At 48.5% G+C, this 25,714-nt stretch carries 21 protein-coding genes and 1 pseudogene; 1 reads left to right on the plus strand and 21 read right to left on the minus strand.

The window, feature by feature from the left end; all coding sequences use genetic code 11:
• Positions 1-270 precede the first annotated feature (270 nt).
• Positions 271-1,344, plus strand: a complete 1,074-nt coding sequence (locus tag ACTOY7_RS13210; RefSeq protein WP_482671022.1) for an AraC family transcriptional regulator — start codon at positions 271-273, stop codon at positions 1,342-1,344.
• Between the two features lie 26 nt (positions 1,345-1,370).
• Here the strand turns inward: ACTOY7_RS13210 and ACTOY7_RS13215 are convergent, their stop codons facing one another.
• The 21 genes and pseudogenes from ACTOY7_RS13215 to ACTOY7_RS13315 form a co-directional block, all read right to left on the minus strand.
• Positions 1,371-3,974: an FtsX-like permease family protein gene (locus ACTOY7_RS13215; RefSeq protein WP_285824464.1), complete on the minus strand. Its 2,604-nt coding sequence runs from the start codon at positions 3,972-3,974 to the stop codon at positions 1,371-1,373.
• Positions 3,975-4,643 carry an ABC transporter ATP-binding protein gene (locus tag ACTOY7_RS13220; RefSeq protein ID WP_302134986.1) on the minus strand — a complete coding sequence of 223 codons (669 nt, stop codon included), beginning with the start codon at positions 4,641-4,643 and terminating at the stop codon, positions 3,975-3,977.
• Between the two features lie 186 nt (positions 4,644-4,829).
• Positions 4,830-5,993, minus strand: a complete 1,164-nt coding sequence (locus ACTOY7_RS13225) for a sensor histidine kinase (RefSeq protein ID WP_482671023.1) — start codon at positions 5,991-5,993, stop codon at positions 4,830-4,832.
• Positions 5,966-6,661, minus strand: a complete 696-nt coding sequence (locus tag ACTOY7_RS13230; RefSeq protein ID WP_160282318.1) for a response regulator transcription factor — start codon at positions 6,659-6,661, stop codon at positions 5,966-5,968. Before ACTOY7_RS13230 ends, ACTOY7_RS13225 begins: the two co-directional genes overlap by 28 nt.
• A 156-nt stretch (positions 6,662-6,817) precedes the next feature.
• Positions 6,818-7,093, minus strand: a complete 276-nt coding sequence (locus ACTOY7_RS13235) for a putative Se/S carrier protein (protein WP_160282317.1) — start codon at positions 7,091-7,093, stop codon at positions 6,818-6,820.
• A gap of 1 nt (position 7,094) precedes the next feature.
• On the minus strand, positions 7,095-8,366 hold the full coding sequence (locus ACTOY7_RS13240; RefSeq protein WP_482671024.1) for a double-cubane-cluster-containing anaerobic reductase: 1,272 nt from the start codon (positions 8,364-8,366) through the stop codon (positions 7,095-7,097).
• Between the two features lie 246 nt (positions 8,367-8,612).
• On the minus strand, positions 8,613-10,982 hold the full coding sequence (locus tag ACTOY7_RS13245; protein WP_482671025.1) for an ABC transporter permease: 2,370 nt from the start codon (positions 10,980-10,982) through the stop codon (positions 8,613-8,615).
• Positions 10,975-11,631: an ABC transporter ATP-binding protein gene (locus ACTOY7_RS13250; RefSeq protein WP_482671026.1), complete on the minus strand. Its 657-nt coding sequence runs from the start codon at positions 11,629-11,631 to the stop codon at positions 10,975-10,977. The genes ACTOY7_RS13245 and ACTOY7_RS13250 overlap by 8 nt, the downstream gene beginning before the upstream one ends.
• Before the next feature lie 155 nt (positions 11,632-11,786).
• Positions 11,787-12,551: a DUF5301 domain-containing protein gene (locus ACTOY7_RS13255; protein WP_394683105.1), complete on the minus strand. Its 765-nt coding sequence runs from the start codon at positions 12,549-12,551 to the stop codon at positions 11,787-11,789.
• A 40-nt stretch (positions 12,552-12,591) separates the two neighbouring features.
• Positions 12,592-13,347: an N-acetyltransferase gene (locus tag ACTOY7_RS13260; RefSeq protein ID WP_160282314.1), complete on the minus strand. Its 756-nt coding sequence runs from the start codon at positions 13,345-13,347 to the stop codon at positions 12,592-12,594.
• Between the two features lie 42 nt (positions 13,348-13,389).
• On the minus strand, positions 13,390-14,433 hold the full coding sequence (locus tag ACTOY7_RS13265) for a CPBP family intramembrane glutamic endopeptidase (protein ID WP_482672243.1): 1,044 nt from the start codon (positions 14,431-14,433) through the stop codon (positions 13,390-13,392).
• Between the two features lie 26 nt (positions 14,434-14,459).
• A complete protein-coding gene (locus ACTOY7_RS13270; RefSeq protein WP_160282312.1) occupies positions 14,460-14,798 on the minus strand; it encodes a hypothetical protein in 339 nt (112 codons plus the stop codon).
• An 89-nt stretch (positions 14,799-14,887) separates the two neighbouring features.
• The gene (locus tag ACTOY7_RS13275) at positions 14,888-15,118 is read right to left on the minus strand and encodes a hypothetical protein (protein ID WP_004073060.1); all 231 of its coding nucleotides are present in this window, start codon (positions 15,116-15,118) and stop codon (positions 14,888-14,890) included.
• Complete coding sequence (locus ACTOY7_RS13280; protein ID WP_482672242.1) at positions 15,118-15,522, minus strand: DUF6608 family protein; 405 nt, start codon at positions 15,520-15,522, stop codon at positions 15,118-15,120. The genes ACTOY7_RS13275 and ACTOY7_RS13280 overlap by 1 nt, the downstream gene beginning before the upstream one ends.
• Positions 15,519-16,442, minus strand: a complete 924-nt coding sequence (locus ACTOY7_RS13285; RefSeq protein WP_482672241.1) for a glycosyltransferase family A protein — start codon at positions 16,440-16,442, stop codon at positions 15,519-15,521. The genes ACTOY7_RS13280 and ACTOY7_RS13285 overlap by 4 nt, the downstream gene beginning before the upstream one ends.
• Before the next feature lie 107 nt (positions 16,443-16,549).
• A complete protein-coding gene (locus ACTOY7_RS13290) occupies positions 16,550-17,878 on the minus strand; it encodes a sensor histidine kinase (protein ID WP_482672240.1) in 1,329 nt (442 codons plus the stop codon).
• 83 nt (positions 17,879-17,961) lie between these two features.
• Positions 17,962-18,666, minus strand: coding sequence for a LytR/AlgR family response regulator transcription factor (locus ACTOY7_RS13295; protein ID WP_482672239.1), 705 nt, complete (start codon positions 18,664-18,666; stop codon positions 17,962-17,964).
• Between the two features lie 446 nt (positions 18,667-19,112).
• Positions 19,113-21,485: an ABC transporter permease gene (locus ACTOY7_RS13300; protein ID WP_482671518.1), complete on the minus strand. Its 2,373-nt coding sequence runs from the start codon at positions 21,483-21,485 to the stop codon at positions 19,113-19,115.
• A 34-nt stretch (positions 21,486-21,519) separates the two neighbouring features.
• Positions 21,520-21,720 (minus strand): annotated as a pseudogene (locus ACTOY7_RS13305) (hypothetical protein); the annotation flags it as partial.
• A 330-nt stretch (positions 21,721-22,050) separates the two neighbouring features.
• A complete protein-coding gene (locus tag ACTOY7_RS13310) occupies positions 22,051-24,171 on the minus strand; it encodes a glycoside hydrolase family 3 C-terminal domain-containing protein (protein ID WP_482671519.1) in 2,121 nt (706 codons plus the stop codon).
• The gene (locus ACTOY7_RS13315; RefSeq protein ID WP_482671520.1) at positions 24,147-25,712 is read right to left on the minus strand and encodes an alpha-L-arabinofuranosidase C-terminal domain-containing protein; all 1,566 of its coding nucleotides are present in this window, start codon (positions 25,710-25,712) and stop codon (positions 24,147-24,149) included. Before ACTOY7_RS13315 ends, ACTOY7_RS13310 begins: the two co-directional genes overlap by 25 nt.
• Positions 25,713-25,714: the final 2 nt, after the last annotated feature.

Below are 25,714 nucleotides of genomic sequence, written 5' to 3' on the forward strand. Positions count from 1 at the left end.
TCTCATTTTTAGATAACAGCTATTTGGTTTTCATACATCTGTAAATCGTAGGATTACTATAGCAATTCAGAAGCACAAAAAACAGCACGAAAAATGACATTGACCTGAAAATAAGTGACAACCCCGAATTTGCGTGATATGATGGAAGAATAAATTCTTTATTAGTTCTTTAAATAAATTCCAGCTGTGCGGTTGGATGCTCTAAAGAGCCTCCAACCTACTCATCCATTCGCAACCGCATAGCTGGAATAAATTTGCAGAGGATGAATCATGAAAGCATATAAGCAGAGCTGCTACAATACCAGCACGATGTATTCCCCCCGTGGGACAGATAACCTGGATTTTAAAATTGAAGATTATTTGAAGGCTAAGACGAAAAGCGGCCTCGGATCAGAGGAAGCCTATCTGATTGAGATAGAACATGAATCGGAGATCAGCCAGGAGATCACGCAGCGCTTCCATGTGAATTTTCAGATGAACCATAAGCTGGAAGAATCCTTCATCTCTTCCGGAAATGACCTTCTGATCGCGAGGCATCTCCGCTATCTTCCTGCTTTTCTGCACACCCACAGCTTTTTCGAGATCGTCTGCCTGCTCAATGGATCCTGCAGCCATTACATCAACGGCCAGCATCAGCATTTATCCCAGGGGGACGTCCTGATCATGGCGCCCGGGACCATGCACGCGATCCATGCCGCGGATGACGACAGCCTGGTGATCAATATTTTGATCCGTTCCAGCACATTTCACTCGGCATTTTTTAATACACTGACCAATAAAACGATCCTGGGGGATTTTTTTCAGAAAACGCTTTACCGCAACAAAGAGCACTCCTACCTGTTATTCCATGCCGGAAATGACGACAGTTTATTCCGGATCCTGGAATATCTCTACCTTGAGGAATGCTCTGAAAAACGATATAAAAACGCGGTGAAAAATCAGATTGCAGAGCTGTTCTTTTCGATACTGCTCCGCAATCATGAGAAAGATGTTTTCATTCCCAATCCAACCGGTGAAAATGACGAGCCTGATTTTGTTTTTCTGCTGAAATACATGGAAAGTCATTATCAGAATACCAGCCTGAAAGAAATGGCGGATTTTTTCCATTACAGCGAACGTCATCTGATCCGGCTGATCCAGGATTATACGGGGATGAGCTTTTCCAAAAATATTCAGCAGATCCGGCTCAATCAGGCGGCGGCCCTGTTGGAAGAGACCGACCTGCCGGTGAGCGAGATTTCCGCACAGATTGGGTACTCCAATGTCAGCCATTTCCGGAAGCTTTTTATGGAAAGGTTTTCCGTCTCTCCTTATAACTTCCGCCAGGCGCATCAATGCCGATGAAACATGACCCTATTCTGTTTGAACATTCATTCCGCAAACCGAATCCGGTCAATCAGACTCTGCTTCTGGAAGCTCCGGTTCACCAGATACGTGACCAGCAGCTGCACTGCCAGCACCACTGCCGCGAGGACCAGCGCCGGGACCACCGGATACCGATAAGTCGTAATGGAAAAGATCCCTGTCTTTTTTGACCACAGGAACGCGCCGTACCCCAGCAGGCTCCCAAGTCCCAGCGACAGCACCAGTGTCCCCATCGTGTAGAACAGCCCTTCCATCTGCAGCATATTTACTGTCTGCCGCTCGGACATGCCGATGGCCTGCAGCATTCCCAGCTCCCTGCGCCTGACATACACGCTGTTGATCATAGTATTGACCAGATTCAGGATGCCGATCAGACCGAAGATCAGAAGCACCCCGTAGCATCCCGAGAGAATGATGCCGATGGACTTTTCCGCCTCCTCATAGGCTTCCTCATACGTCCTGATCTCCAGGTATTCCATATCCGCCGTCAATTGCCGGATTTCCTCTGCGGCGCTTTTCTCCATCCCAGACTCCACCGTGATCTCAAAGCAGTCTGTCAGATCCGTTTCGCAGAGGCTTTGGAGCGCGTCCGAGGGCATGGCAAGCCAGGTTCCGCCATAGCTGATCGGGCCGTTTGTCACTGCCGCGATCCGGAACTCCTTCCGCAGTATTTTCTCACCGTCCATCAGCTCCATACGGATTGTTTTCCCGGGCTTCCAGTCCTTCATCTCTTCATACCGATCCCGGAACTTTTCTCCTAAAATAATCCCGGTGCCGTCCGCCAGAGCCGGGTCATCCAGAGAGCCCTCCGAGACATAATCTCTGAGCGCGTCCAATGCCTTTGCGCTGACTCCTGTGATGCTGCTTACCAGCGGGCTTCCGTCCGCCTCCTCGGGGCCTTCCAGCATGGCTCTTACAGATGTGTCCACATCAATATCCACCACTCCGTCAATCTGAAGGATCTGTTCCTTTCGCTCCTCTGTCAGCGGATTATTCTGCTGGATTTTATTCAGCGCCCGCTCCGGGTACATGGGATCCTCCCAGGCGTCCACGGATATCTGGATATTCTCCCGCAGATCGTCCTTCACCATATCCTCGGGGGAGAGACAGCTGCAGACCGCGGCAACAACCATGAACAGGATCCCAGTCGCCCCCAGCGTAAAAATGGTCATAACCGTGCGTTTCTTATTTCGGCTCAGGTTGGTGAGGGTCAGTTTCCGGATGTCGATCTCCTCGTAGCCCTTTCTGGTCTTCCCGGACGCGCTGCCATTTTTCTGCCGGAAACGCAGCCGTACCGCAGATTTTTTTTCGGCAGCCGCAGCATTTTTTTCTGCTTTTGCGCCTGCTTTGTCCTGCCGGGATTTTTTCCGGGAAGCGGCTGCATTTCCTTCGTCCCCCCGGAAGCGCAGCGCCTCAATGGGGGAGATCCTGGCCGCCGTGCGCATAGGCTTTTGCAGTGAAATGTATACCGTCGCAAGGCTGATCAAAACGCCGAACACAATAATCCAGGGCTGGATCAGATTCACCTCTCCCTTTTCAACAATCTGCTTCATCTGCTCTGCTACGGCAATGTCGCCGCTGACACTGTATCTGGCCGTCAGCCGGATCACCTGCACCCCTGCCAAAATTCCCAGAAGGATCCCGATGGGAACCGCAATCGCCGCCACCGCAAGCCCCTCCCGGAAGACAAGCTGGCGGATCTGCCGTTTCGTGGCGCCCACCGCGCGCAGCCTTCCGTATTCCTGCACTTTATCCAGCATGGACACATAGTAAATTCCGTAAATGGTCAGCGCCCCGACCAGCGCGATCAGTGCCAGCACCAGTCCAAGCCCGCTGTATACGGACGTATCCACATAATTTGCCATCAGATATTCCCGATTCAGGACGATCTCATTTTTCGCAATACCATATTCCCCGCCCAGTGTTTCGATCTGCTCCTGAATAGCGTCGGTGGTCATCCCGTCCGCACCGGCCAGCCGGAGGTAGATCCGATATTCATGCTCATTCTCCGCCAGGATCTCTCCGGCAAACGCGTCCGAGACGAAGCAGAAGTACAGGCCCTCCCGAATGGAGATCTCGGAGTCCGTGACCATTCCCGAAATGGTAAATTCCCGGTTTTCCCTGGTCTCGCTCCCGCCGTTCGGGCGGTATGGGATCTGGATCCGGTCTCCCACCGTCCCTTCCAGCCCCATGGCTTCCAGGACTCCCTTTGATACCACGATCTCATCCGCCTTCTCCGGCAAATGTCCTTCCGCCAGTTCCTGTCTGGAAAGCTCCGCCGCTGCCTGGTCAATGAATATCATGGTGATCCGGATGTCGGAATCCTGGTCGCAGTACATCGCCGCCGCATCCTCCCGGAGCCCGGCCTGTTCGATCCGTTCATCCGCCAGGAGCTTCTTCGCTGTCTGGCTGTCCACATCCCGGTACATGGCATGAAAGGTTGGGTAATATTGGTTCACTGCCTGATTCCGGATCGTGATAAAGCCGAGAATGACTGTGGGCGCAGCGGTCAGTAAAAGCGCGGTGAGCCCAATCGCCGTCCCGATCAATAAATTCCTGCTTTTATTTTTCCTGAAATTGGAAAGCGCAGTCCTGCTGATTGTGTTCATCTAACCCACCACCTTCCCGTCCTCGATGATGAGGGTGCGGTCCGCCATCTGGGCAATGGTTTCGTCATGGGTAATCATGACCAGTGTCTGGCCGTATTTTGCCACGCAGCTTTTCAGCATGGCGACCACCTCCATCTCGGTGTGAGAATCCAGGTTCCCCGTGGGTTCATCCGCCAGGATGATGGCCGGGCGGGACGCCAATGCCCTGGCGATGGCCGTCCGCTGCTTCTGGCCTCCGGAGAGCGTACTGGGCAGGGCTTTTAAACGGTCCTCCATGCCGATGCTCTGGATGATGTCCAGCACATAGTCCTTGTTCACTCGTTTGCCGTCCAGGCCGATGGGAAGGACGATATTTTCCCACACATTCAACGCCGGGATCAGATTGAAATCCTGAAAAATAAATCCGATCTTCCGCCTGCGGAATACCGCAAGCTGTTCATCCTTTAAGGAAAACAGATCCTGTCCGCTGATGATTACCTGCCCGCTGTCCGGCCGGTCCAGCCCGCCCAGCATATGAAGGAGGGTAGATTTTCCGGAGCCGGACCGGCCCACCACTGCCACAAATTCTCCGTGTTCGACAGTGATGCTGGTGTGGTCGATGGCTTTGATCTGGTGATCACCGTCGCCGTAAGTTTTTACAAGATCAATGGTTTCTAAAATCGGGTGCATATAAGAAGGCTCCTTTCATGATAGATGTTCAATTGATTCTGTTCTGTATGTGTTACGGGGCGCGCCTGATCAAGGGGCATCCCGCAACCTGTTTTTATCATACTCCGGAAGCCTTACAAGAACCTTTCAAAAAAGATAACAATTTTGTTATACTACGAGTTTACGCGCGGCGGACCTGAAGCCTTTCTACTCTAATCCATATTTCTTCGGAAGCATCATCCGGATCACAGTTCCCCTGCCGTGGGCCGGAAGCGCGCACACATTTCCGCCCTGCTCCTCGAAAATCTTCCGAACCAGATACAGCCCCACGCCCGCGCCCTCCTGCGCTTCGACTTCCGGCCGCTTTCCCCGGTAAAAGCGTTTGAAAATGTTCGGATACTCGGATTTTTCAATCCCAATCCCTTCATCCTCCACCTTGATAAAGACATAGGAGGCCATGGGCTCTACCCGGATCCGGACCGTACTTCCGGCGGGAGAATATTTCACCGCGTTATCCAGTACATTGGAAATAGCTTCCGCCGTCCATCTGGGATCATGCAGAAGCTCCATATCGGAAAATTCCTTCATCTCCATCTCGATCTGTTTTTCCTCTGCCTTGAGATAGATGCCGTTTACCCCGCGGACCAGCGTTGCTTTCAGGCTGGCTTTCCGCGGTTCCAGACGGATCATGTCCGCCTCCAGCCTGGACAGGTTCACCAATGTTTCCATGAGGTGGTTCAGCTTTTCCGCCTCCTGCTTTCCCCGCTCCAGAAATTCCCGCTTTTCCTCCTCCGTGATCTGGTCATCCCCTAAAAGCTCCAGGCTCAGCCCCAGCGCCGACACCGGGGTTTTTAGCTGGTGGGAAATATCCGTGATCATTGCTTTGGTATTTTCCTTTTCTTTCTCCAGCTGACTTTTATACACCTCCACCGCATGGCCGACCCGCTCCATCTGCTCCTGCAGCTGGGATCTGATTCCGGTTTTCAGGGTATCCCCGCCCGCCTGCTGTCTGTAACTTCCTGTTTCAGCCGTCCGCCGTTTGTAATTGCCTGCTTCCAATTCCTCCAGGCAGTCTGATATTTCCAGGTAATCTTTGTATTTCCGACGGTATGTCAGAAAGCACCAGATTCCGTTTGCCAGAACCGTTCCGGCGAACAGCGCGGAATAGTAGGGCAGCGGGATTTTCGCAGGCAGCAAAAAAAGGAATAAGACCGCGATTCCCGCCGTGCTTATCCCTAGATTTTTCTTCCATTCGTGTTCCAGCCAGATATAGCCCCGTTCATGACTGCGGATCATTTTCTCGATGCTTCCGCCGCCAGATGCTCCTGCATTCGACAGTTCCTTTACTTTCTCGATGCTTCCGACGTCCATAGATACCCCAGCCCCCTGACATTCTTGATATACTCGTAATCCTCATCCTCGGCGATCTTCTTTTTCAGGCGGCTGATGGTGACCGGGACCGTGTTGTCATCCACGAACTGCCCGTCCATATCCCATACGGCTTCCAGGATCTGCTCCTTCGAAATGATCTGCTTCGGATTTTCCAGGAAATATAGCAGGAGCTGTATTTCCTTCTTGCTCAGGAGCAGCTCTTCGTCCCCTTTATAGACCCGCATCTCCCGGCACTGCACCCGAATGTCCCGGGAGCACAGGGCCTGTCCGTGCTCCTTCTGGCTCTGCCCGATCCTGCGCATCAGCGCGTTGACCTTTGAGATCAGAACCATCAGGCTGAATGGCTTGGTGATGTAGTCGTCGGCTCCGGCGTCGTAGCCGTTTACAATATCCACTTCCTGATCCAGGGCGGTCAGGAAAATCAGATGGACGTCGCTGACTCTGCGAATGCTCCGGCAAAATTCCAGTCCGTCCCCGTCCTCCATCGTAATGTCGCTGATAATCAGGGACACCTCATTTTCCCGGAACATTTCCTCCGCCTGAGCGGCCCGGACGGCGCTCAGCACCTCGTAGCCTTCCTTTTCCAGCTTCAGGCTGATGCCCCGGTTGAGGCTTGTATCGTCTTCCAGTAATAAGATTTTTGCCATTGTTGTTCTCCTGCATCCTCCTGTTATAAAAACAGGGACGGAAAATCCGTCCCACTGTTAAATCCGCGTTCTGTTAAGCCAGCGGCATTAACTATATATAGTATATTCAATTCCGCCTAAAATAGCAACCAATTTTAATAAGATTTTTATTTTTCCTCAGCAAAATCTGTTCCTCCGGGGATTGATCTGGCAGGGCAAAGCCGCAATGTCGTGATACTCGGCGTGGTGTTTTTCGATGCATGCCCGCACCTGGTCGATGTCCTCCGGCTGGATCAGCAGGGACATGCCGCAGCCCAGCTCCCCCTGGATGGAACGGGGCGCGGGAGAAATACGGGAAGAAATGTGTTCTTCCCGTAACAGCTCCTGCAGGAGCATCCCATGTGTGTAATTTTCAAACAGGATATAATAATTGATTCTGCTTTCTTCTTCCATCTTAGCCCAACATCTCCACAAAGGCCTGGATCCTGGTACGGAGCTGCTCCGCATCGGCATCCGTATAGTCCGTCTCGATCCCCAGGACCGGGATCCCCGCGTCCTTCAATGCCTTCTCCACCGTGTAGCCTTCCGTATCGTACAGACAGCAGAACTTTAAGTTCACGTCGATCACGCCGTCCACGTTGTATTCCTTTGCCAGGCGCAGGATGTCGTCCACACGGCTGGTATTCGGCGTGAAGCACGCACAGTTCACACCCATATACCGCTCGGCAATGGCCGCGTACTGCTCATCCAGGGTCGTTTTTGTCTCATCCACCAGATTTTCAAAATAGCGTGTTCCTGTACAGGTCTCCTCGCATACCACCGCGGCGCCGCTGGTCTCGATGATCTGATGCAGCTTCCAGTTTGGAATCGCCATCGGGGTTCCGGAGAGCAGGATACGCTTCGTCCCTGCTGGAAATACAGACACGCCGTCGGCAATCCGCTGCTCCAGCTCGTCCGCCAGCTTGTTTGTCATCTGCGCGCAGCGCGCCGGATCGTCGAAAAACGCGATCTGCATCACCAGAAGCGCGTCTCTTCCGCTGATGGGGATATTCTTTGCCTTTCTCGCCTCGTACAGGCGGGCCAGGGCTTTCCTCTTTTCATTGATAATATGGATCGCGTCACCCAGCTTCTCCGGAGTGATCTGATTTCCTGTAAATTCTTCGACAACATGGGCAAATGTTTTGATCTCGTCTTCCCATTTCTTCACGTCCTGGGGCCGCTTCATCTGGGGCATGTCCATGATGTGCATGGGAACGTCCTGGCCCAGAATTTCCCAGGCTTTTTTCTTGCCGTCGCAGGTGGTCTCCCCTACATACATATCCGCAATTCTGAAAAACGGGCAGGTTCGTTCCAGGCGCGCGCCCACGGATGCCTTGATCAGCGGACAAGTGCTTTTCGGCAGAACCTTTTCCCCGCCCGGAACCCAGAACTGAGAACCGCCGCACAGCCCGGTCACAATGCCGTCTGCCGCGATCACTACCTCATCCGGCACATAGACGCAGAACGTACCGAATACCTTCTGCCCCTTTTTCTGCGCCTCAATCAGCTCCGCCGGACGGATGCCGTGGATGTCCGCCACGACCATATCCCAGAAGCCCATGCCCTCCGGGCGGTTTTCCTGTGAAAGGTATACGTCGCCGAATGCGGTGGGGAGCACCGCGCAGAGCGCGTCGTGGGCCTCCAGATCCATCCCTAAGTCTTTCCACATTTCTGCATAATTTGCCATTGTTCTTCTCCTTTGTTTTTCGTTTAGGAGTTATTTTTCTGCAACTCCTTGTTCTCTGTCTTTTAGTATAGCTTTTATTTCAGCTTCCGTCTAATTGCAAAATGACATAAGGACAGCCGGCTTATAGAAAGACTCTATAAGCCGGCCAGGAAAAATGCCCGGAACATCAAAAGCATTCCCGGATCTGCTACCTTACACGCAGGATACATTTTCATATTATTGCACTCAAGAGTTTCCGAGACCGCTCTAAGAAGCTGCCATCTTCTTATGAAACATATACCAAAGTATAAAAACCGGGAACAATACGCATGCTGTCACCACACCCGCGTCTGTTACCGCGAATATATTGAAAAATGACTCCTGTCTGCTCACACTCAAAATGGCCTGTACAATCGCCGCGGCTCCTGCTGCCATGCCGCCCTGAATCAAACCCTCTTTCATTACCATCCAATACATCTCTTGTTTCCGGATGCCGATTTTATACATGATCTTAAAATCAGTTCTCCTGTTCAGCAGGTTCGTAAATACCGTATTGAAATAGACCAAAAGGCCAATCACCGCAAGGATGATGATAAAAAACCAATGCATCACCTTCTGGCAGTGATCTGAATCAACGTACTTCTGTATTTGCCGGCCGGCATTGCGGAAGGAATATCCGTTCGTATCTGAAATACGCTCCAAGTTGGACACAGCCATTGCTTCCCTGCCTTCCTCAGTCCACACATTGACAACCTGTCGGTATAATCTGCCTGAAAATAACTGTGCAGTTTCCCTGTCCACGACCAGCAGATTCCCCCCTATATGATTTTCCGACAATATAATATTCCGGGCATCCAGAAGCTTTACACGGGCAGATTTGCATTCGTTTTTCGAACCGTTTATAATCAATTGCTCATCATAAATGGTAAACATATCCCCGATCTCCAGGTTTAATGTCTTTGCCAGCTCCGTTTCCATAATCGCGGCAGGACCGTCCCTTTCTTCATCATAGGACGGCGCCAGCGCCTCTATATCATCCGTTGTCGCCAAAACCAGATTGTATAAGCATTGCTTCTTTCCGTCAATCTCCTGCTCCATAGCCAGCATTGATTCATAATTCCCGCTGTCCGCGTTTAATTTTTCCCTTTCCTCGCAGAGAAAGATCCCTCTGTCGTAATTGATCGCATAATCCTGCACCTGCCTGACGCCCGGAACTGCTTTCATTTCCTGAAAAACCGAATCCGATATGGAGGGAATATCCCCTCCCGCTATATTTTCATAAATGCTTCCTGCCGTCACTTGCAAATCCCCAGGTACATATTCCTTTACAAAAAGAATGCCTTCGTCGCTGTGATTGTCCCGGATTCCCAACACACTGATCAGGATTGCCGAAAGCGACACGATCATCAGCGCAAGTACCTGCTTCCTTACATTTTTTCTTTTGCCATACATGACCTCTGCCGGCATGACATTTTGAAGCTGCAGCATAGGGCCTGCCGCGCCCGGTATGATAATGAACAGGAACAGCACCCCCGTATTCCATACGCTTTTCCACGATAATTCGGGAGAAACCAGTCCCGCCGCGTCATAAGCATGAGCGAATGCTTTCATGATTTCACCATATAACGCCTGGTTTAGAAAACATCCTGCCAGGATTCCTGCCGCAAATCCAATCAGGACAAGAACCAGAAATTCTGCCCCTGCAATTTTCATCAGATCCTTTGCCTGAAACCCTATTTTTCTTAGAGCGATAAAGTCCCGTTTCCTTTCAAAAAGACGGTTATAAAAAATATTATATACAACCAGGACACACACCAGCCATATGGTGAAGTTCATGATTGTATTCTGCTTTTTCAGGGTTCCTCCATCCGTGACAGCTTCTGCAAGCATATAATTGATCCGCGCATTTAAGGCTTCTGATTCTTCCTCTCCATAGCCTAAATAAGCATTCAGCTTATCTAGATTTTCCGGGATTTTCTCCTCATCGGCAAACCGGACCACAGCGTTTACCCGCCCTTTTTTCTCTCTGAGAATTTTTTCTGCAAGCTCCTCTGAGACATATCCGTTCTTCCGATCCGTAAACCCGGTCATGTTGTCAACGACTCCGACAACCGTAAGGGTAAGCCCCGGTACGCGAAATGTCACATCCCCCGTATCCGCGTCTGTAGCTGTCAGGCTGACTGAAACCGTATCCCCCAGTTTCAGCCCGTATTTTTCCAGATAATTTTGGGTAAATGCAGCTTCCTCTTCTTTTTGTGCCCAGCGTCCCTTTATGACCTGCTTGATATTCGCCTCTGCTACGGCTGCCCCTAAATCCCGGAAGCTTTCATCTATATAGTCAAATGCTGTCCCATCCTCCGTCTGCCCCAGATGAAAGCTCAGGCCAGCCTCCGCAACGAAATCGCAGGCTTTGATCTTCTGAAACTCTGCCTCTGAAATATCAGAATATGTCACATGCTGCCTTCCCTCCTGGGCTTCCGCATTCAATCTGTCTGCCGCCCGGACGTTTGCAAAAAGCTGGTTCCCAATCAGAAGAAATACCGTGATAAAACAGAGGAACAGGCCAGTCAGGACGGTATTTCTTTTCTCTTTTAAAAGACACCCTCTCACTACTGAAAAGATTTTCTTTCTATCCATTGACAATTTCACCATCCTCTAAGCGAATCACACGGTCTGCATCTTTTACAAGATCTTCATTATGCGTAACTATCAGGATACTGGTTTCATACTTTGCCGCCAGATTTTTCAACAGGTCTATGACAATCCTCTCCGTTTTGGAGTCAAGATTTCCGGTAGGTTCGTCGGCGAAAAGAATAGGCGGATGGTTGATGAGCGCCCTTGCAATGGACGCCCTCTGCTGTTCGCCGCCCGATAATTGATCCGGATAACATTTTTCATATTGCCTGATTTTAAGCGTATCAAGAAGCTCCCCCACATAATCCGTATCTGCTTTCAGTTCCGGCAGCCGGATATTTTCAGTGACAGTCAGTGAGTGCAGTAATTCATATGCCTGGAATACAAAGCCTATTTTTTCCCGCCGAAGAAGCGTCCTTTTTTCTTCGCTCAGACTAAAAATATCCGTACCGTCAATGTAAACCTTTCCCTCTGAAGGTCTGTCCAAACCGGCAAGGATATTCAAAAGCGTTGATTTTCCCGAACCGCTTCTCCCCAGTACAGCGACAAATTCACCTTTTTGGATTGTCACCGATACACTGCATAGTGCCTGCAATGACACCGCATTTTGGCAATATATTTTTGAAATGTTCTCTGCTCTCAATACTTCCAACTATATTTTCCTCCTATCATATGGAATGCAGAAGCGCCGTTTCTGCCCGGCAGGAAACGGACTGCCTGCATAGATCTATCCAAAAAATCATCTATTTTAAAGTAGTTTAAACCGTATCTCCGTGACAGAATTTCAGCCACACTGCTGCTCAATGATCAATTGCCTTCCATATAATTTTCTATAAAATCATAGTCCTCTTTAGAAATCGTATACACTCCATTGTCCGTCTGTTCAATAAAATATTTTCCTTCATCTTCATATAAAAATAATCTGCATATCACATTCTCTTTACTGATAAAGTCTGCATTAATAATATTTTCAACACGGACAGGCGTACCTATTTCACCGCTCTTTGTAGTCGGTTTCGTACCTTGTAAAATGCCCAATATGTCTTCCACATCCTCTTTGCTGCTTATTACGATTGGATTATCAGAATTCTTTTTGAGAGAGAGATTTTCTACTGTCCCCACATTTGGTAATTCAAGTTCATAAGCCAGTTCTTTTGCGTCTGTAAACTTTGGAATGACTGGTTTTCCTTTTTCCTCGAATTTTATATTATAAAACTTGTCTGCTTTTTCATCGTAAATCAATACATAATCAAAATTGCAGATTGGCAGATCCTGTTCTTTTTCTGTCGTTAAAGTCTCATCTATTTTGCATGGACGGACCGTATACGCATCGGTAGAAACTCCAAAAAACGTATATTCAGGCACATATGTCGTCACAAGCATTTCCGTGTCAGAAACTTTTAGAGAATATGTTTTATCATCTTTTATGTTCATATCCGTATAATGAGAGACTGCTTCGTTTAAGCGGTCAACAGTCATTTGCTCCGCAGACTTGTTCTTTACCAAAAGCCAAATACATACGAAACCAACCAATACGACCCCCGTTATAATTATGAACAGTTTCTTTTTCATAGCAACACTCCCTAAATTTATTGACTTGTGTAATTCCGGTTCACAGTCCCTTACTCACTAAAATTTTATCAAATTTCTTCTCCGACAGGATTTCATGGGTCACAAACTGCCCGTCATAAAAAAGAGAGAACGTTGTAAAGGGCGAGGGGGCATTCTGCGCATCCTCTCTGGTCTGAATATGTACGGATTGAAACGCAGCGTTCCTGACTTTTGCCATCTCCTCCAGTATCGGTACATACTTAGCCGTAAAGGGGCATTGGTTTGTATAATACAGCACAAATCCTTCCGGCATATCTCCATGCCCGCATACGCTGTCCCGGAAACGTGGAAGGGAAGCGTCCTCCTCAAAGGGCAAATACATCAGCTCAAAATAAGGCTCCGCCGTATCCGCTGTCTGAAATCCCTTATAGCTCATATACTTTGGATCAGAGAGGAATCCCATTTTCTTTTTGGAGGACAGGGTCACAAGCCCCTTTTTTCCTTTCGCTTTACTGTCTCCGATACACGCATCCAGCAGGAAGTTCGAGTATCCATGCCCCTTGAACTGCCCGGATACCCACAGGCAGTCGATGTACATGTAGCCCTCTGCCCAGATGGGCGCCCATGCATATTCCGCAGGGATATACTCAATGAAGCATTTCCCCCGGACATTGCCTTTTAAGAATACAAGCCCTTCGTCCAGCCGCTCCTTCAGCCAGTTCTTTTTGGACATGACCTGAATATCTTTGTTATTGGATATAGCACAGCAGATGTGTTCTTTATCCATATTTTCGTATGTCAATTTTACAAGTTCCATACTCTATTGCCTCCTGTCATTCAATCTGCATCAAATAAAAACTCATCCTAACCACCCCTGATAAAACGCTGCTGCTCCTAAAATTGCGCCAACGACCATCGCCACCAATGTTACAACAATAATGATAGGATGCTCTTTCATCAGTTTCACTAATTCTTTTAAATCGTTCAATGAACCTTTCCTCCTTTGTCCTTCAACTTCTTTTCCGTTATCTATTTCCGCTTCTGTTCTTGCAGTAATACCTGATCGAACATTAGTCGTTCGATCAGTATGAATTGCCAACACAACTGCAAAGGATATCATTTGTGCCGCCAAAATCCGGACAATTTGTAATTCGTCTGCGCCATTTAGTGAAACGACATGCAGCATGTTTGCAGCAACAGTATTATTGAATAAATGGTCGCCAAGCCCTGCCCATAGATTTCCTGTTATCCGGTAAAGAAGGCCCCATTTGATTCCCATAATCCCGGCAAGGATCATATAACCAATACCCATAAGAAGCATTGCCGCAAATGACATTTCGCCGTTGATATAACTTCTGATTGGCATTACCATATGCCAAATACCAAATAAAAATGCGGCAATAAAATTCGCCTGCATAAATGGCTTTGTTTCGGAAAGTGTTCTGATGAATAATCCGCGAAAAACACCTTCCTCCATCCATACATTGATCATATTAAATAGCACACATAACAGAAAGAAAACGAAATCCGTATTTTTTATTTGAGAGCCGGTTAACGAAAAACTGCTGATATACATTTCTAAATGTGCAGGATTGCCTTGTAGAATAAAAATTGCTAATTCCAAACCATATGAAATAATAAAGCAAACGCTTCCCAATAACAATCCTTTCAAAATACCGCTTGCAAAACCGTTTCTTTGAAATCCAATATCACTCCACGAAAGATTTACCCTTTTTAGTACCAAAGCCAATATGATAATTCCAACTACTTTATGAAGCACATTTTCTCCAATAGCCGTTTTGTCTGTTTCAATCAGAAAGTATTCTACAAACCTCACGGATAAACAAAGCGTGAATATTGCAATGCACAAATGATCTGGTTTGTATTTTGTATTTCTCTCCATATATAGTTACCTCGATAACTGGATTTTTATCTCATTTCTACAATAATAGAGCCTTCCATAATCTTACTATCCTCAAGTAAACTGCCATACAGGCTTTTTGAGACATCCTCGAAAGTTAAATTCTTATTGTCCGTAAGAACGGCATAATAGCTATCTGATTCAGCGTTGGGCATTCTGCCCCTTAACTCCAATCTAAATTGATATGTTACACCATCACATTTCCATGTTCCGTTATCTATTTCATAATATGTGGCTGAAATTCCGGCATTCTCTGACTTCTCATACGTTTTGACAATATTCGTTTTCCCACACCCTGTAAGCAGTACCGCCAAAAGGCCAATCGAAATTAACATCTTTTTCATCATCCGAAACTCCCTTTTATTCATCAATATCAATCATTCGTTTATATACTCCCGATGATTTTTCATCAATCATAATCGCATCCACACATTATTTATAAAAGCTGACAGCGGATTTTGCAGGGCATCCTATTGAAAATAACAGTCTGCTCTTTCATGGATATTTTCCCGACCTGATAACCGTAATCCGTCAATTCCTTTTTGTATTTCAGGAAAGAATGGTCGATGGGTATCCCTGCGATATCCTGAATTTCCTCAAATGTCAGCCGAAAAGATTCCTTTCCGGTTTTCTGAACATATTCCCATAAAGCGTTATATTTACTCATTATCCTTTTTTATCCCCTTTCTTTTTCTTATAAGCACAAACGGCAGTATTGATGATAGACAGCAGCACAAAAAGGCTTGTAAAGTTTATCCAAATATCCCTGTATGCTGTTTTTGCCAGTGGTTCCCGCAGTCCGGTAGACCAGACATATGCGAACGCCAGCAGCAGGGACGGAATATACGCCGTCACGTATCTGAGAATCAAAGGCTTCACAGGCAGATTCGTACACAGCTCAAATGCCGCTATCCCAATCAAAAGGATCATAGCCCTGTCTAATTCGTGCCAGTTACCGCTTGGATCTTCATAAATACCATTGCAGAGATACAAAACACTGCTCAACAATGTGATTGCCGTGTAGATCATCGAATAAACCGACACGATGTGTCTCCATTTTTTCTTATTCATTTTTCTTCTCCTCTTGAAACAATTCGAACGGCGGAAGCCATTCCGCCGTCACCATATGTCGGACTTTTTAAAAAATCTTTTGATGCCCGGCTAAATTCCTGATAGTTTGTTATTGCATGAATCACTTCATTTTCCCAATTGTATAACCTGAAATTTGATATAGCTTCCACTCCTAACAGCGCGTCTACGATATGATCATGATAGCTGCTGACATGCTTTTCTATCATAAAACGCATCAGTTCCAGCCGTTTATCCATACTTCTTAGATTTGATGAAGCAGGAGCTGTACGATACCAAATCAGCGGTTTATCCACAATCCCAATCACAGATTTTGGAGAAGTTTCCAACATACTTAAAAAGAAATCCCAATCTTCAAAGCCAGAACGCATAGATTCATCATATCCCCCGCATTGTTCATAAATGTCCCGGCGGAGAATATGTGTCGCCGGACAACAATTTCGGGATAAAAATGAACTTATATTCCCTCCGGCAGGACAGACAATGGAATCCAATACTCCAAATGTATGCATCCAGGAGGAAGCCGCGACCATGGATGGATTGCTGCCAAGCAGACGGCTAACATACTCTGTATATTCCGGTTTCAGTTTGTCGTCTCCATCCAATACTAATACCATTGGAGCCTCTGTTTTCTTAATACCAGCATTTCTCGCGGCAGATACTCCCCCATTTTCCTGGTAATGTATCATCACCGGAATTGGTAAATCAGACTTTTTTTCCATATCTTTTAATACGCATAAGGAACATTCATCTGTGGAACCATCATCTACAATGATAATTTTCTGTGGCAATACTGTTTGGGCGCATAAAGATTCAACGGCTTCAAGAATCATCATACCTTGATTAAAACTTGTTATGACCGCCTCAATGTCTGTTCCAAAACAATCTGTGTTATTATTCATTTTTATTTTTCTCTCCAATTTGATATTGCCGGGTAAGGATCTGTCCCAGCTGTTTTACATTTGCAAACAGTCCCCTTTTTCGTTTTTCGGCAGTAAGAAGCGGCAGATTAATCCATTTGCTGTGAGATGCTTTCTGGATGCTGTGGAATGATCAGCAGTACCTGTAGGATAAATACATCCCCCCGTGTCTCTATACTCATGGCGCCGCCATATTTTTCGGCTACCTTTTTTACATTCGACAAGCCAGTCCCTTTTTTGAACGTATCTTTTCCATGGAAGCTGTTCTCCACTTCTATCATAAGTAAATCTCCCTGGATACGTCCGGACACATAGATATGCCCATCTGTGCCATCATCCAGATTTTTACATGCATGAATCGCATTATCCAGCGCGTTTGACAGGACAATGCAGATATCAATGTCCCGCAGGCTGCAGGGGTATGGCAGAAGGAGGGAACAATCCACGCCTATCCCCATGCTTTTTGCAATCCCCAGTTTATTTCCTGCCAGGATATCCACTACCGGGTTATTGGTACTGCAGGGGAATGACATTTTTTCCGCCATATCGTCCATATCTTCCATATAGCTTACAGCTTCCTCGACTTTCCCGCTCTGCAGGAGCTTTTTTACCACTGCGATGTGATTCCTGATGTCATGGCGGAATGACTTTGTTTCATCGTAACGGGTCTTCGCCTCCTCTACATACTGATTCAGGGAATGTTCTTCCTGCTCCAGCAATGATAATTCTCTGCTAAGGCGGAAGTTCTGCTGCAATTTCTTATAAGAGAACAGGATGCAGAACACACTTAAAAGCCCAAAAAACTGCATGACGAGCAGCTGCCAGTGGTTGAACAGATACAGGTAAGGTTCTTCCTCCCCTTTCACCTTATACCCGTACTCAAATGCGATCGTATTAATGTACTCACTCATAATAAAGATCATCAGGATCGGGATGAAAACCAGAAACATCTGCTGCATTTCCGCTGCGGTATAATAGAAAAAATAGCGATATACCATATAATAACAAAACCCGGCCAGCAGAAGTGACGCCGCCTCGCTGCCCAGCATGACCGCGATGCCGGCATTACCACAGAAAAAATCCGGCCTCCATGAGTATAAAAGCCCCGTCAGGGAGTTCACAATCCCAAAGCAGAGCAGCATGATTTCCGTCATCAAGGCCGCATACAAAATAGAAAACTTAAAATCCGCGTGACAGACCAGCATCCCGTATCCCGTAAGAAGAAATACATACACCACGAAGCCCGTTATCGTGCCGACCGAAAAAAAATCGTTGACAACCACCGCACATACCGCAAACAGGAAATACAAAGGAATCCATATTTTCTTTTTCAGGATTTTTGCCAGAAAATAAAGCTGGATAGATATCTCGGTAACACCCATAATATATCTATTAAAAAAGTCTAAATACTCAGCCATTTTACCTCCCATATGGAAATCTCCCTATCTGCCCGGCACCCTTTCAGGCAGGCCGGCAATCCGAATCAGGACCCTTTCGAATCTCAGATGTTCTTCATATACCGCAGCACAACACTGGAGAACTCTTTACTCCGCAGCCGTGATACGGGAACCTCTTTGCCGTTATCCATGTAGGCAGTCCCGTTTTTATAACCTTTTAAGTGCTTCAGATTGATGAGATAGCTCCTGTGGCATCGGAAAAAATGGCCGCCCAGTTTCGTTTCCAGATTTTCAATCCGCTCATAATAATCAAGAACTTCGTCTGATACCAGGTTCAGATATATTTTCCGGTCTATGATCTCACAAAAGACAATCTCATCCTTTCGAATAATGCGCCCTTCATATCCCTTCTGCACGAGCAGGCTGTCTTCACCGACGCTCTGCATAGAGGCTAACAGGCGCTCCATGGTTCTCTCAAACTGCTTTTCTTCCACCGGCTTGACCAGATAATCGTAAGCCTGCACCTCAAAAGACTTGAATACCATCTCTTTCAGTACCGTGATGAAGATCAAAAATCCCCGGAACTTATCCGCCCTCAGTTTCCTTGCCGTCTCCATACCATCCATGCCATTCATCTGGATATCCAGAAACAGGATGTCGATCTGCCCATCGTAGTTCAGCAGCTCTTCGCCGCTTAAAAACGTCCGGAGACGGATCTCTCTGTTCTTTTTACGAAAAAAGTCGGAAACAAAAGTCTTTATGTGATCGGACATCTGTTTTTCATCGTCGCAGATTGCAATATGGATCAATGTGCCACCTCCTAAGTCATCAAGACAGACATTTTATTATAGCCTATACGAAACACCAAAACAATGGAATAGCTGTGAAATGTTTATCTGTTGCTGTAAAATGGTTACAGGTCACACCTTGACCAGGCGTGCCCTGTAACTCAGGCCGTCATTTTAAATTGCCTGCGGCAATGGACGGCCTGAATCCCAGCTTTTATGTGCATCCTCCTGACCAATCAGCGTAGTGATTGGTCAGGGTGTGACATGTAACAATAATTGATTACAGGTCACACCTTGACCAGGCGTGCCCTGTAACTCAGGCCGTCATTTTAAATTGCCTGCGGCAATGGACGGCCTGAATCCCAGCTTTTATGTGCATCCTCCTGACCAATCAGCGTAGTGATTGGTCAGGGTGTGACATGTAACGTAAAATGGTTACTGTGTGAACCGTAAAACGCATTATGATGTCATATATTGAAAGAAATCTGCTCTGCCAGAGATTGCTTTTTCTGCCTGCGGACCGTCCAGACAGACAGAATCAGTTCCATGCCAAACAACACCAGGATAAACAACCCCATTTCCAGAAATGGAAACCGATATGGAACAATTTTTCCGGCAAAGGATTTTTTACTCACTTCCATACATATTACCACGGAAACCGGCACTCCTACAATTACGGTCGCCAGCGCCGCGAAAAATGCATAGCACATCCCCTCAGCAATATTCATCTGGCATAGCTGCTTCCCCGTCAGACCGATGGAACGCAGGATACTGCTCTCCCGCTTTCTTGACATCTGGTTGGAAAGTGTCGTATTGATCAGGTTGACCACGCCAAACAGAAAGATGAGACAGGAAACGGCCTGCATACTGCCGAAAATAATGCTGCTCTGCATTTTCTCATACTCGATATGAGCAGCCAAGGTATCCAGCCCAAGATTGCTGTGTCCGGATACGATCTCTTTCAGTCCGCTTTCCACAGACTCTGATTTTTCCGGGGCGCTGACTATGCTCCAGGAATAGTCAAAGCTATCGATCTCGGGATGGAGATCAAGGAACAGTTCTTCCGGCGCGAACAGAGCTGCCGAATCCATGGTCAGCGCGCCATGTCCGTTTGCCATCTTCTCTGCGTCAAACAGGCCGGATATGGTAACTGTCACGGTTTCCCGGCCCAGGGACAGCCAGATGTCCTCTCCCGCCTCTATATCTCCAAGAGCTTTCTGGTAGTTTGTACCCAGAAGGACGCTTCGGGAGTCCTCCGGCATGATGCCGGATACCAGTGCGGCTTCCACATCCAGCCGGTTCTCGTCCGTCAGCATATCGCACATCCCAGCCCCGTCATCCGCGGAAGTTCTAAATTTGCCGTGCAGGGACCGGCGGGTAGCCAGTACTGACCTCACCCCGTCTACAGAAAGGATTTGCTTCCGCAGTTCTTCATTCAGCGGATTGCCGGCGGCCATGACCTCCTCCTCCGGCTGTTCAGATGACAGATAGATCTTATAATCTCCGTCCGGGAAAAGCAGCCTTGCGATCTGCCCCGGTGACCTGGTCAGAACGATAGAGGACACCACCAGAAGAAGGATCCCCCCAAGACTTAAGGAGGCCACAATACTCACCGACCTTTTTCGGTCACGCTGAAAATTTGCGAATCCCATGGATAAAGGGCTTAATTTTCGATGTTTCTCCCTGCCATGTACTGTTTCCTGTCCGACGGAAAGGCGCACCGCCTGAAGCGGTGAGATATTGGCAGCAATTTTGACCGGCCTGAGAACGGAAATAGATACCATAAACCAGCAGGCCACCGCAGTCAGAAGCGCAGCCAGCCCATACCAGCCGACATGGAACCCCTTTGGAAACAGGAGCAGACCGCCGCCAGCACCCAGCAAAACGCCAGGAAGGATTCCAATGCAGCAGAGCCGCCGGCTCTCCCTTTTCACGATACGCCGGATCTGTTTTGCTGTTGCGCCGATGGTGCGAAGCTGTCCGTAGCTTTGTATTTTGTCATGAACTGAGATACGGAAAATGCTCTGGATGACCACATATCCGCCAAAAAGCGCCAGGGCAGCAATGCCAAAGGTGGGCACAAAATCGATGGGCCTGGAATGATAGGCAAAATAATTGCTGTTCATTGCCACATGGGGGAGGCCATACTGTGCGGCAATCTCCCGGCAATGGGCGGTCATGGTTTCCTCGCCCAACTGCCTGTCATTTTGAAAGTGTACATAGGCGCGATACCCGGAAGGATCAAATCCGGGGTGCTGCGCCAATGCCGTTTTGGAAACGACAGCGACACAGGTATTCGCTTCCTGTTCCCCTTCGCTCTCCAGGATTCCTGTCACGGTATAATCTCCATGAAAGCTTTCGGTATCCAATCGGACTGTCTCACCGATTTCGGCACCAGTGTCGTAAGCGGAGAGAAAGTATTCGCTGACAGCGACTTCATTTGCCAGCTCCGGGAGCCTTCCCTTTATCAGCTCCATCTGGCTGCGGGCGATATACATCATTTCGCTGTCGCAGTACACATAGGAGACGTTGTACCCCTGCCTGGAATGCTCCTCTCCCAGCAGATAATATTCTCCCACGCGCGCAAACTCCGGCCGCTTTTTCAGTGCCGCGGTATCGGATGCGTCAACACCGGTGAAAACCGCCTCATAAGTGTCAGCCACCTGATTCCGCTGAATCTGTGCGATAGAAACAGGTATCACCGCCGCAAAGCAGATCAAAAACGACGCCAATGCGACAGCAGCCACTACCATCAGGTTCCGGCGCTTCTCACTTGCAAGGCTTTTCTTCGCCAGTTTTTTCACAATGGCATCCGTATCATTCTCAAAAGGCCATATCATGATCTTCCGCCTCCTTTTCGCGCTTGCCTTCCTCTACGAGGCAGCGGGCGATCGCCACACGCATCTGTCCGCCGGAAAGGTTGTTCGGCATATTCATAAGCCTATCTTCCAAAGCCAGCATTTCCACAATCTCATCTATGAATCTCTCATCCGCCGTATCGCCGTCCAGGGCACGGGTGACGTTCGGCTCGCTGCCATAATACTTTTTCAGGTCGATTGTTTGTAATACATTCATAATCAAATGCTCCTTCCAAGACTTTTTACTTGTTGATAAGAACATTGTAAACCCCAAATGTCCGCGAAATGTTACAGCGGCCAAAGAAATTCATTAAAAAATTTAATATAAAAGGATTTAAAAGCAGAACTGCTTTTGCGCATGCGGGTGAAGCAGCTGTGAATAGTTACAAACAATTGCTCCTAATGGATTTTAGAATATGAATATAGCTGTATTTCAGCTTCCGGATAATCGCAAAATGACATAAAGACAGCCGGCTTATAGAAAGACTATATAAGCCGGCCAGGAAATTTTTGTGATGGGCATTGTATCAAGGGAACGGGCAATCTCTTAAAGAACCACTGTCATCCTCTCACAGTTCTGCCCGGTCAGCTCCTCGCTTCGGGGATCCGGCTGTGAAAATCCTGCATACAGTTCAAAATGTTTCCCATAGATTGCTCTGTTTCCATCCTCGTCCACGCTTGTAAACCGCATCCTGTCAACCGTCAGACCGATCTGCTTTTCTTCCCCTGGCTTAAGCCGTACTCTTGCAAACGCGGCCAGTGTTGGATGGAGTACTGCTCCCGGATAGTCCAGATCTTTTACATAGACCTGCAGGACATCCTCCGTCTCCATTTTCCCGCCGTTTCGAATCCGCGCGGTGATCTTCACTGCCTCAAGCCGCCCATCCGGCGATGCAGTCTTTTCACAGTCCGCACTCTCAACCCGGCATTCCCCATATGTCAGCCCATATCCAAAGGGGTACAGCGCTTCCCCGGCATAGTAGCGGTAGGTCCGGTTTTTCATGGAGTAATCTTCAAAGTCCGGGAGATCCTCCGTACCGCAGTAAAACGTCACCGGCAGCTTTCCGGAAGGCGATGCCATTCCAAACAGTAGTTCCGCCGCGTCCTGTCCGCCCCGCGCCCCCGGATACCATGCCTGCAGGATGGCATTTGCCTGTGCGTCCGCCGCCCGGAGATCCATAGCGCTTCCTGTCATATTCACGATAACTATCGGCTTCCCCGACTGCAGAACGGTTTCCGTCAGCTTTCTCTGGGACAGTGGGAACAAAAGATCCTGCTTGTCGCCGGAAGCATCGGAATTGCCGGTATCTCCTTCCTCTCCCTCCAGGGTTTCATCCAGTCCCAGCACAAGGATCACCACGTCCGAATGCTCCGCAACCGCAGCGGCTTCCGACAGCCGGTCCATCTGTTCCGGAGATGACAGATGCTCCACATTCTCTTTCCAGAGATGACATCCTTCGGAGTACAGGATCCTGCAGGATGCGCCTGCAATATTTCGGATCCCATCCAATACCGTGATATACTGTGAGGATGTTCCATGGTAGTTGCCGATCAGGGCGCTCCGGCTGTCCGCATTGGGGCCGATCACGCCGATGGTTTTCAGCCTGGCTGGATCTAACGGGAGGATCCCGTCATTTTTTAATAAGACCATGCTTTCTCTTGCGGCCCTGTGTGCCAATGCAAGATGCTCCGGACTCTCCACTTCCAGATAAGAAATTTTGTCGTATTCCGTCTCCGTAAACATTCCAAGCAGAAATCTTGTCGTAAAAAGCCTTACGCAGGATTCAGTAATATCCGCTTCATCAATGATGCCCTCCTGGTACGCATTCAGGATTTTCTGATAGGTACAGCCGCAGTTCAAATCGCACCCGGCTTCCAGAGCCATTTTTACAGATTCCTCGGGGCGGGTCGTCACCTGATGATTTTCGTGAAAATCCCGAACCGCCCAGCAGTCCGATACATAATGCCCCTCGAATCCCCATTTTCCCCGCAGGTAATCCTGCATCAGAGTTTTGCTCGCGCAGCAGGGCTCCCCGTTTGTCCGGTTGTACGCACCCATGACCGCTTCCACCTCTGCCTCTTTCACGCAGGCTTCAAAGGCAGGAAGATAAGTCTCTTCGAGATCCTTTTTCGAAGCTTCGGCATTAAAAAAGTGCCGCTTTGCCTCCGGTCCTGAATGTACGGCAAAGTGCTTGGCGCAGGCCGCCGTCTTCAGATATTCCCCATTTCCCTGCAGCCCCCGGATAAAGGGAACGGCCAGCCTTGATGTAAGATATGGATCTTCTCCGTAGGTCTCATGCCCGCGTCCCCATCTTGGATCCCGGAAAATATTGACATTTGGAGCCCAGAAGGTAAGTCCCTTATAAATATCCCGGTCGCCGTGTTTTTTGCTTTCGTTATATTTCGCGCGTCCCTCAGCCGCAATGCAGCTTCCGATCTCTTCCATAAGCTCCGTGTCGAACGCGGCTCCCAGCGCAATCGCCTGGGGAAATACCGTCGCCGTTCCTGCTCTTGCGACTCCGTGCAGCGCCTCGTTCCACCAGTTATAGGCAGGAATGTCTAACCGCGGGATGGCTTCCGCATCAAATTTTAACTGGGAAGCTTTCTCTTCGATCGTCATCCGCGCGACCAACTCCTGTGCCTTTAGTCTTGCTTCTTTTCTGTCCATGATTCCTCTCCCTGCAACAAATTCATCACCACAACCGTCAGGGAATGCCTTTTCAGATAAATCTTCCCTTCCTCCGAAACCGGATGCGCCTCCCGGATCACCACCTGTTCCGGATCCTGGGCGGTATTGGCCGCGTCAAAATCCGGATGGTACAATTCATAACCGACCGCATCCTTCCATACAGCGCTGCTCCCGAATACGGAGACATCCACCGTGTAGTCCCTGTCCTCGCTTTTGTTGATCAGAGATAACGCCAGCCGGGACCTCTCCCGGTTCATCGACGCCGCACAGTCCAGATAACCTGTCTCCACATAACGGACAGTGGTTTTTGCGTTGAGAGCAAATTTTGCCTCCGCCGGACGGTTTGAATAGTCAATGACCTCCGGCATGGAACAGGTGTCACACTCCAGCCGTGTCTCCACATATTCCGTACATTCGCCGAACACCTTTGAGAGCAGTTCAAATACATAGTATTGGGGGCGTTTGAGCACCCGGTCCTTTTTGACAGAAATCGCTCCGCATACATTCACGAAGGGCGAATATCCTGCAATCTCCACAATATCGCTGCTTCGGATAAAGGAATGAAGGATTCCGGCTGTCAGGACGGCGTTCCTCAATGTATAATTCCGGTCGTCATCCTTTTTTTCCAGATCCCATGCATGGGTATTCCATTCATCCCAGGCAATCTTGATCTCAGACAGCGCGTCGTTGGTGCCTGCCACCACGGAGGCCCTGGCCGCATTGGTGAGCTTCGTGATATAATCCGGGATATACATGCACTGCCTGTAATCCTCATCTGTAAAAATCCCGTAGCCGATGGAATAATGGTGAATCGCCAGATGGCCGATCAGCGGCTTCAGAACCCGCGCGACCTCATAATTCCAGTCGCTTCCCAGGTCATAGCCACAGGCTACAAGCTCGATCTCCGGATCCATCCACTTCATGGCCTTGGCAAAATCCAGCGCCTTTTTTGCGTAATCCGAGGCATTCATTGCGCCGAACTGCCAGTCTCCGTACAGTTCATTTCCGAGTCCCCAGTATTTTACATGAAAAGGCTCCTCATACCCCAGGCTTTTCCGCAGGGCGGCATAGCGGGTATTCCCCGTACCATTGCAAAATTCCACCCAATGCATGGCCTCCTCGGCCGTCCCGCTGCCCATATTGACACAGAGGTACGGCTCCGCTCCGGTTTTTCTGCAGAGCTTGATAAATTCGACCGTGCCCATCCGGTTATCGTCTTCTGCAAGCCATGCGTAATCAAAACATTTTGGCCGTTTCTCCCTGGGGCCGATCCCGTCTTCCCAGTGATAGTTGGATACAAAATTTCCTCCCGGATATCTCAGCATCGGAACCTTCGCGTCCCTCAATGCTTCCAGCACATCCCGCCGAAAACCGTCCTCATCCGCCAGCGGGCTTTCCGGATCGAACACGCTTCCGTAGATCACATCTACAGAATGCTCCATAAAATGTCCGAAAATGTTTTTACTGATCGTATTTCTCGTATGGTCGGCATAAACCGCCAGTTTTGCACTCTTTTCCATTT

This window comes from Schaedlerella sp., from assembly GCF_056796775.1.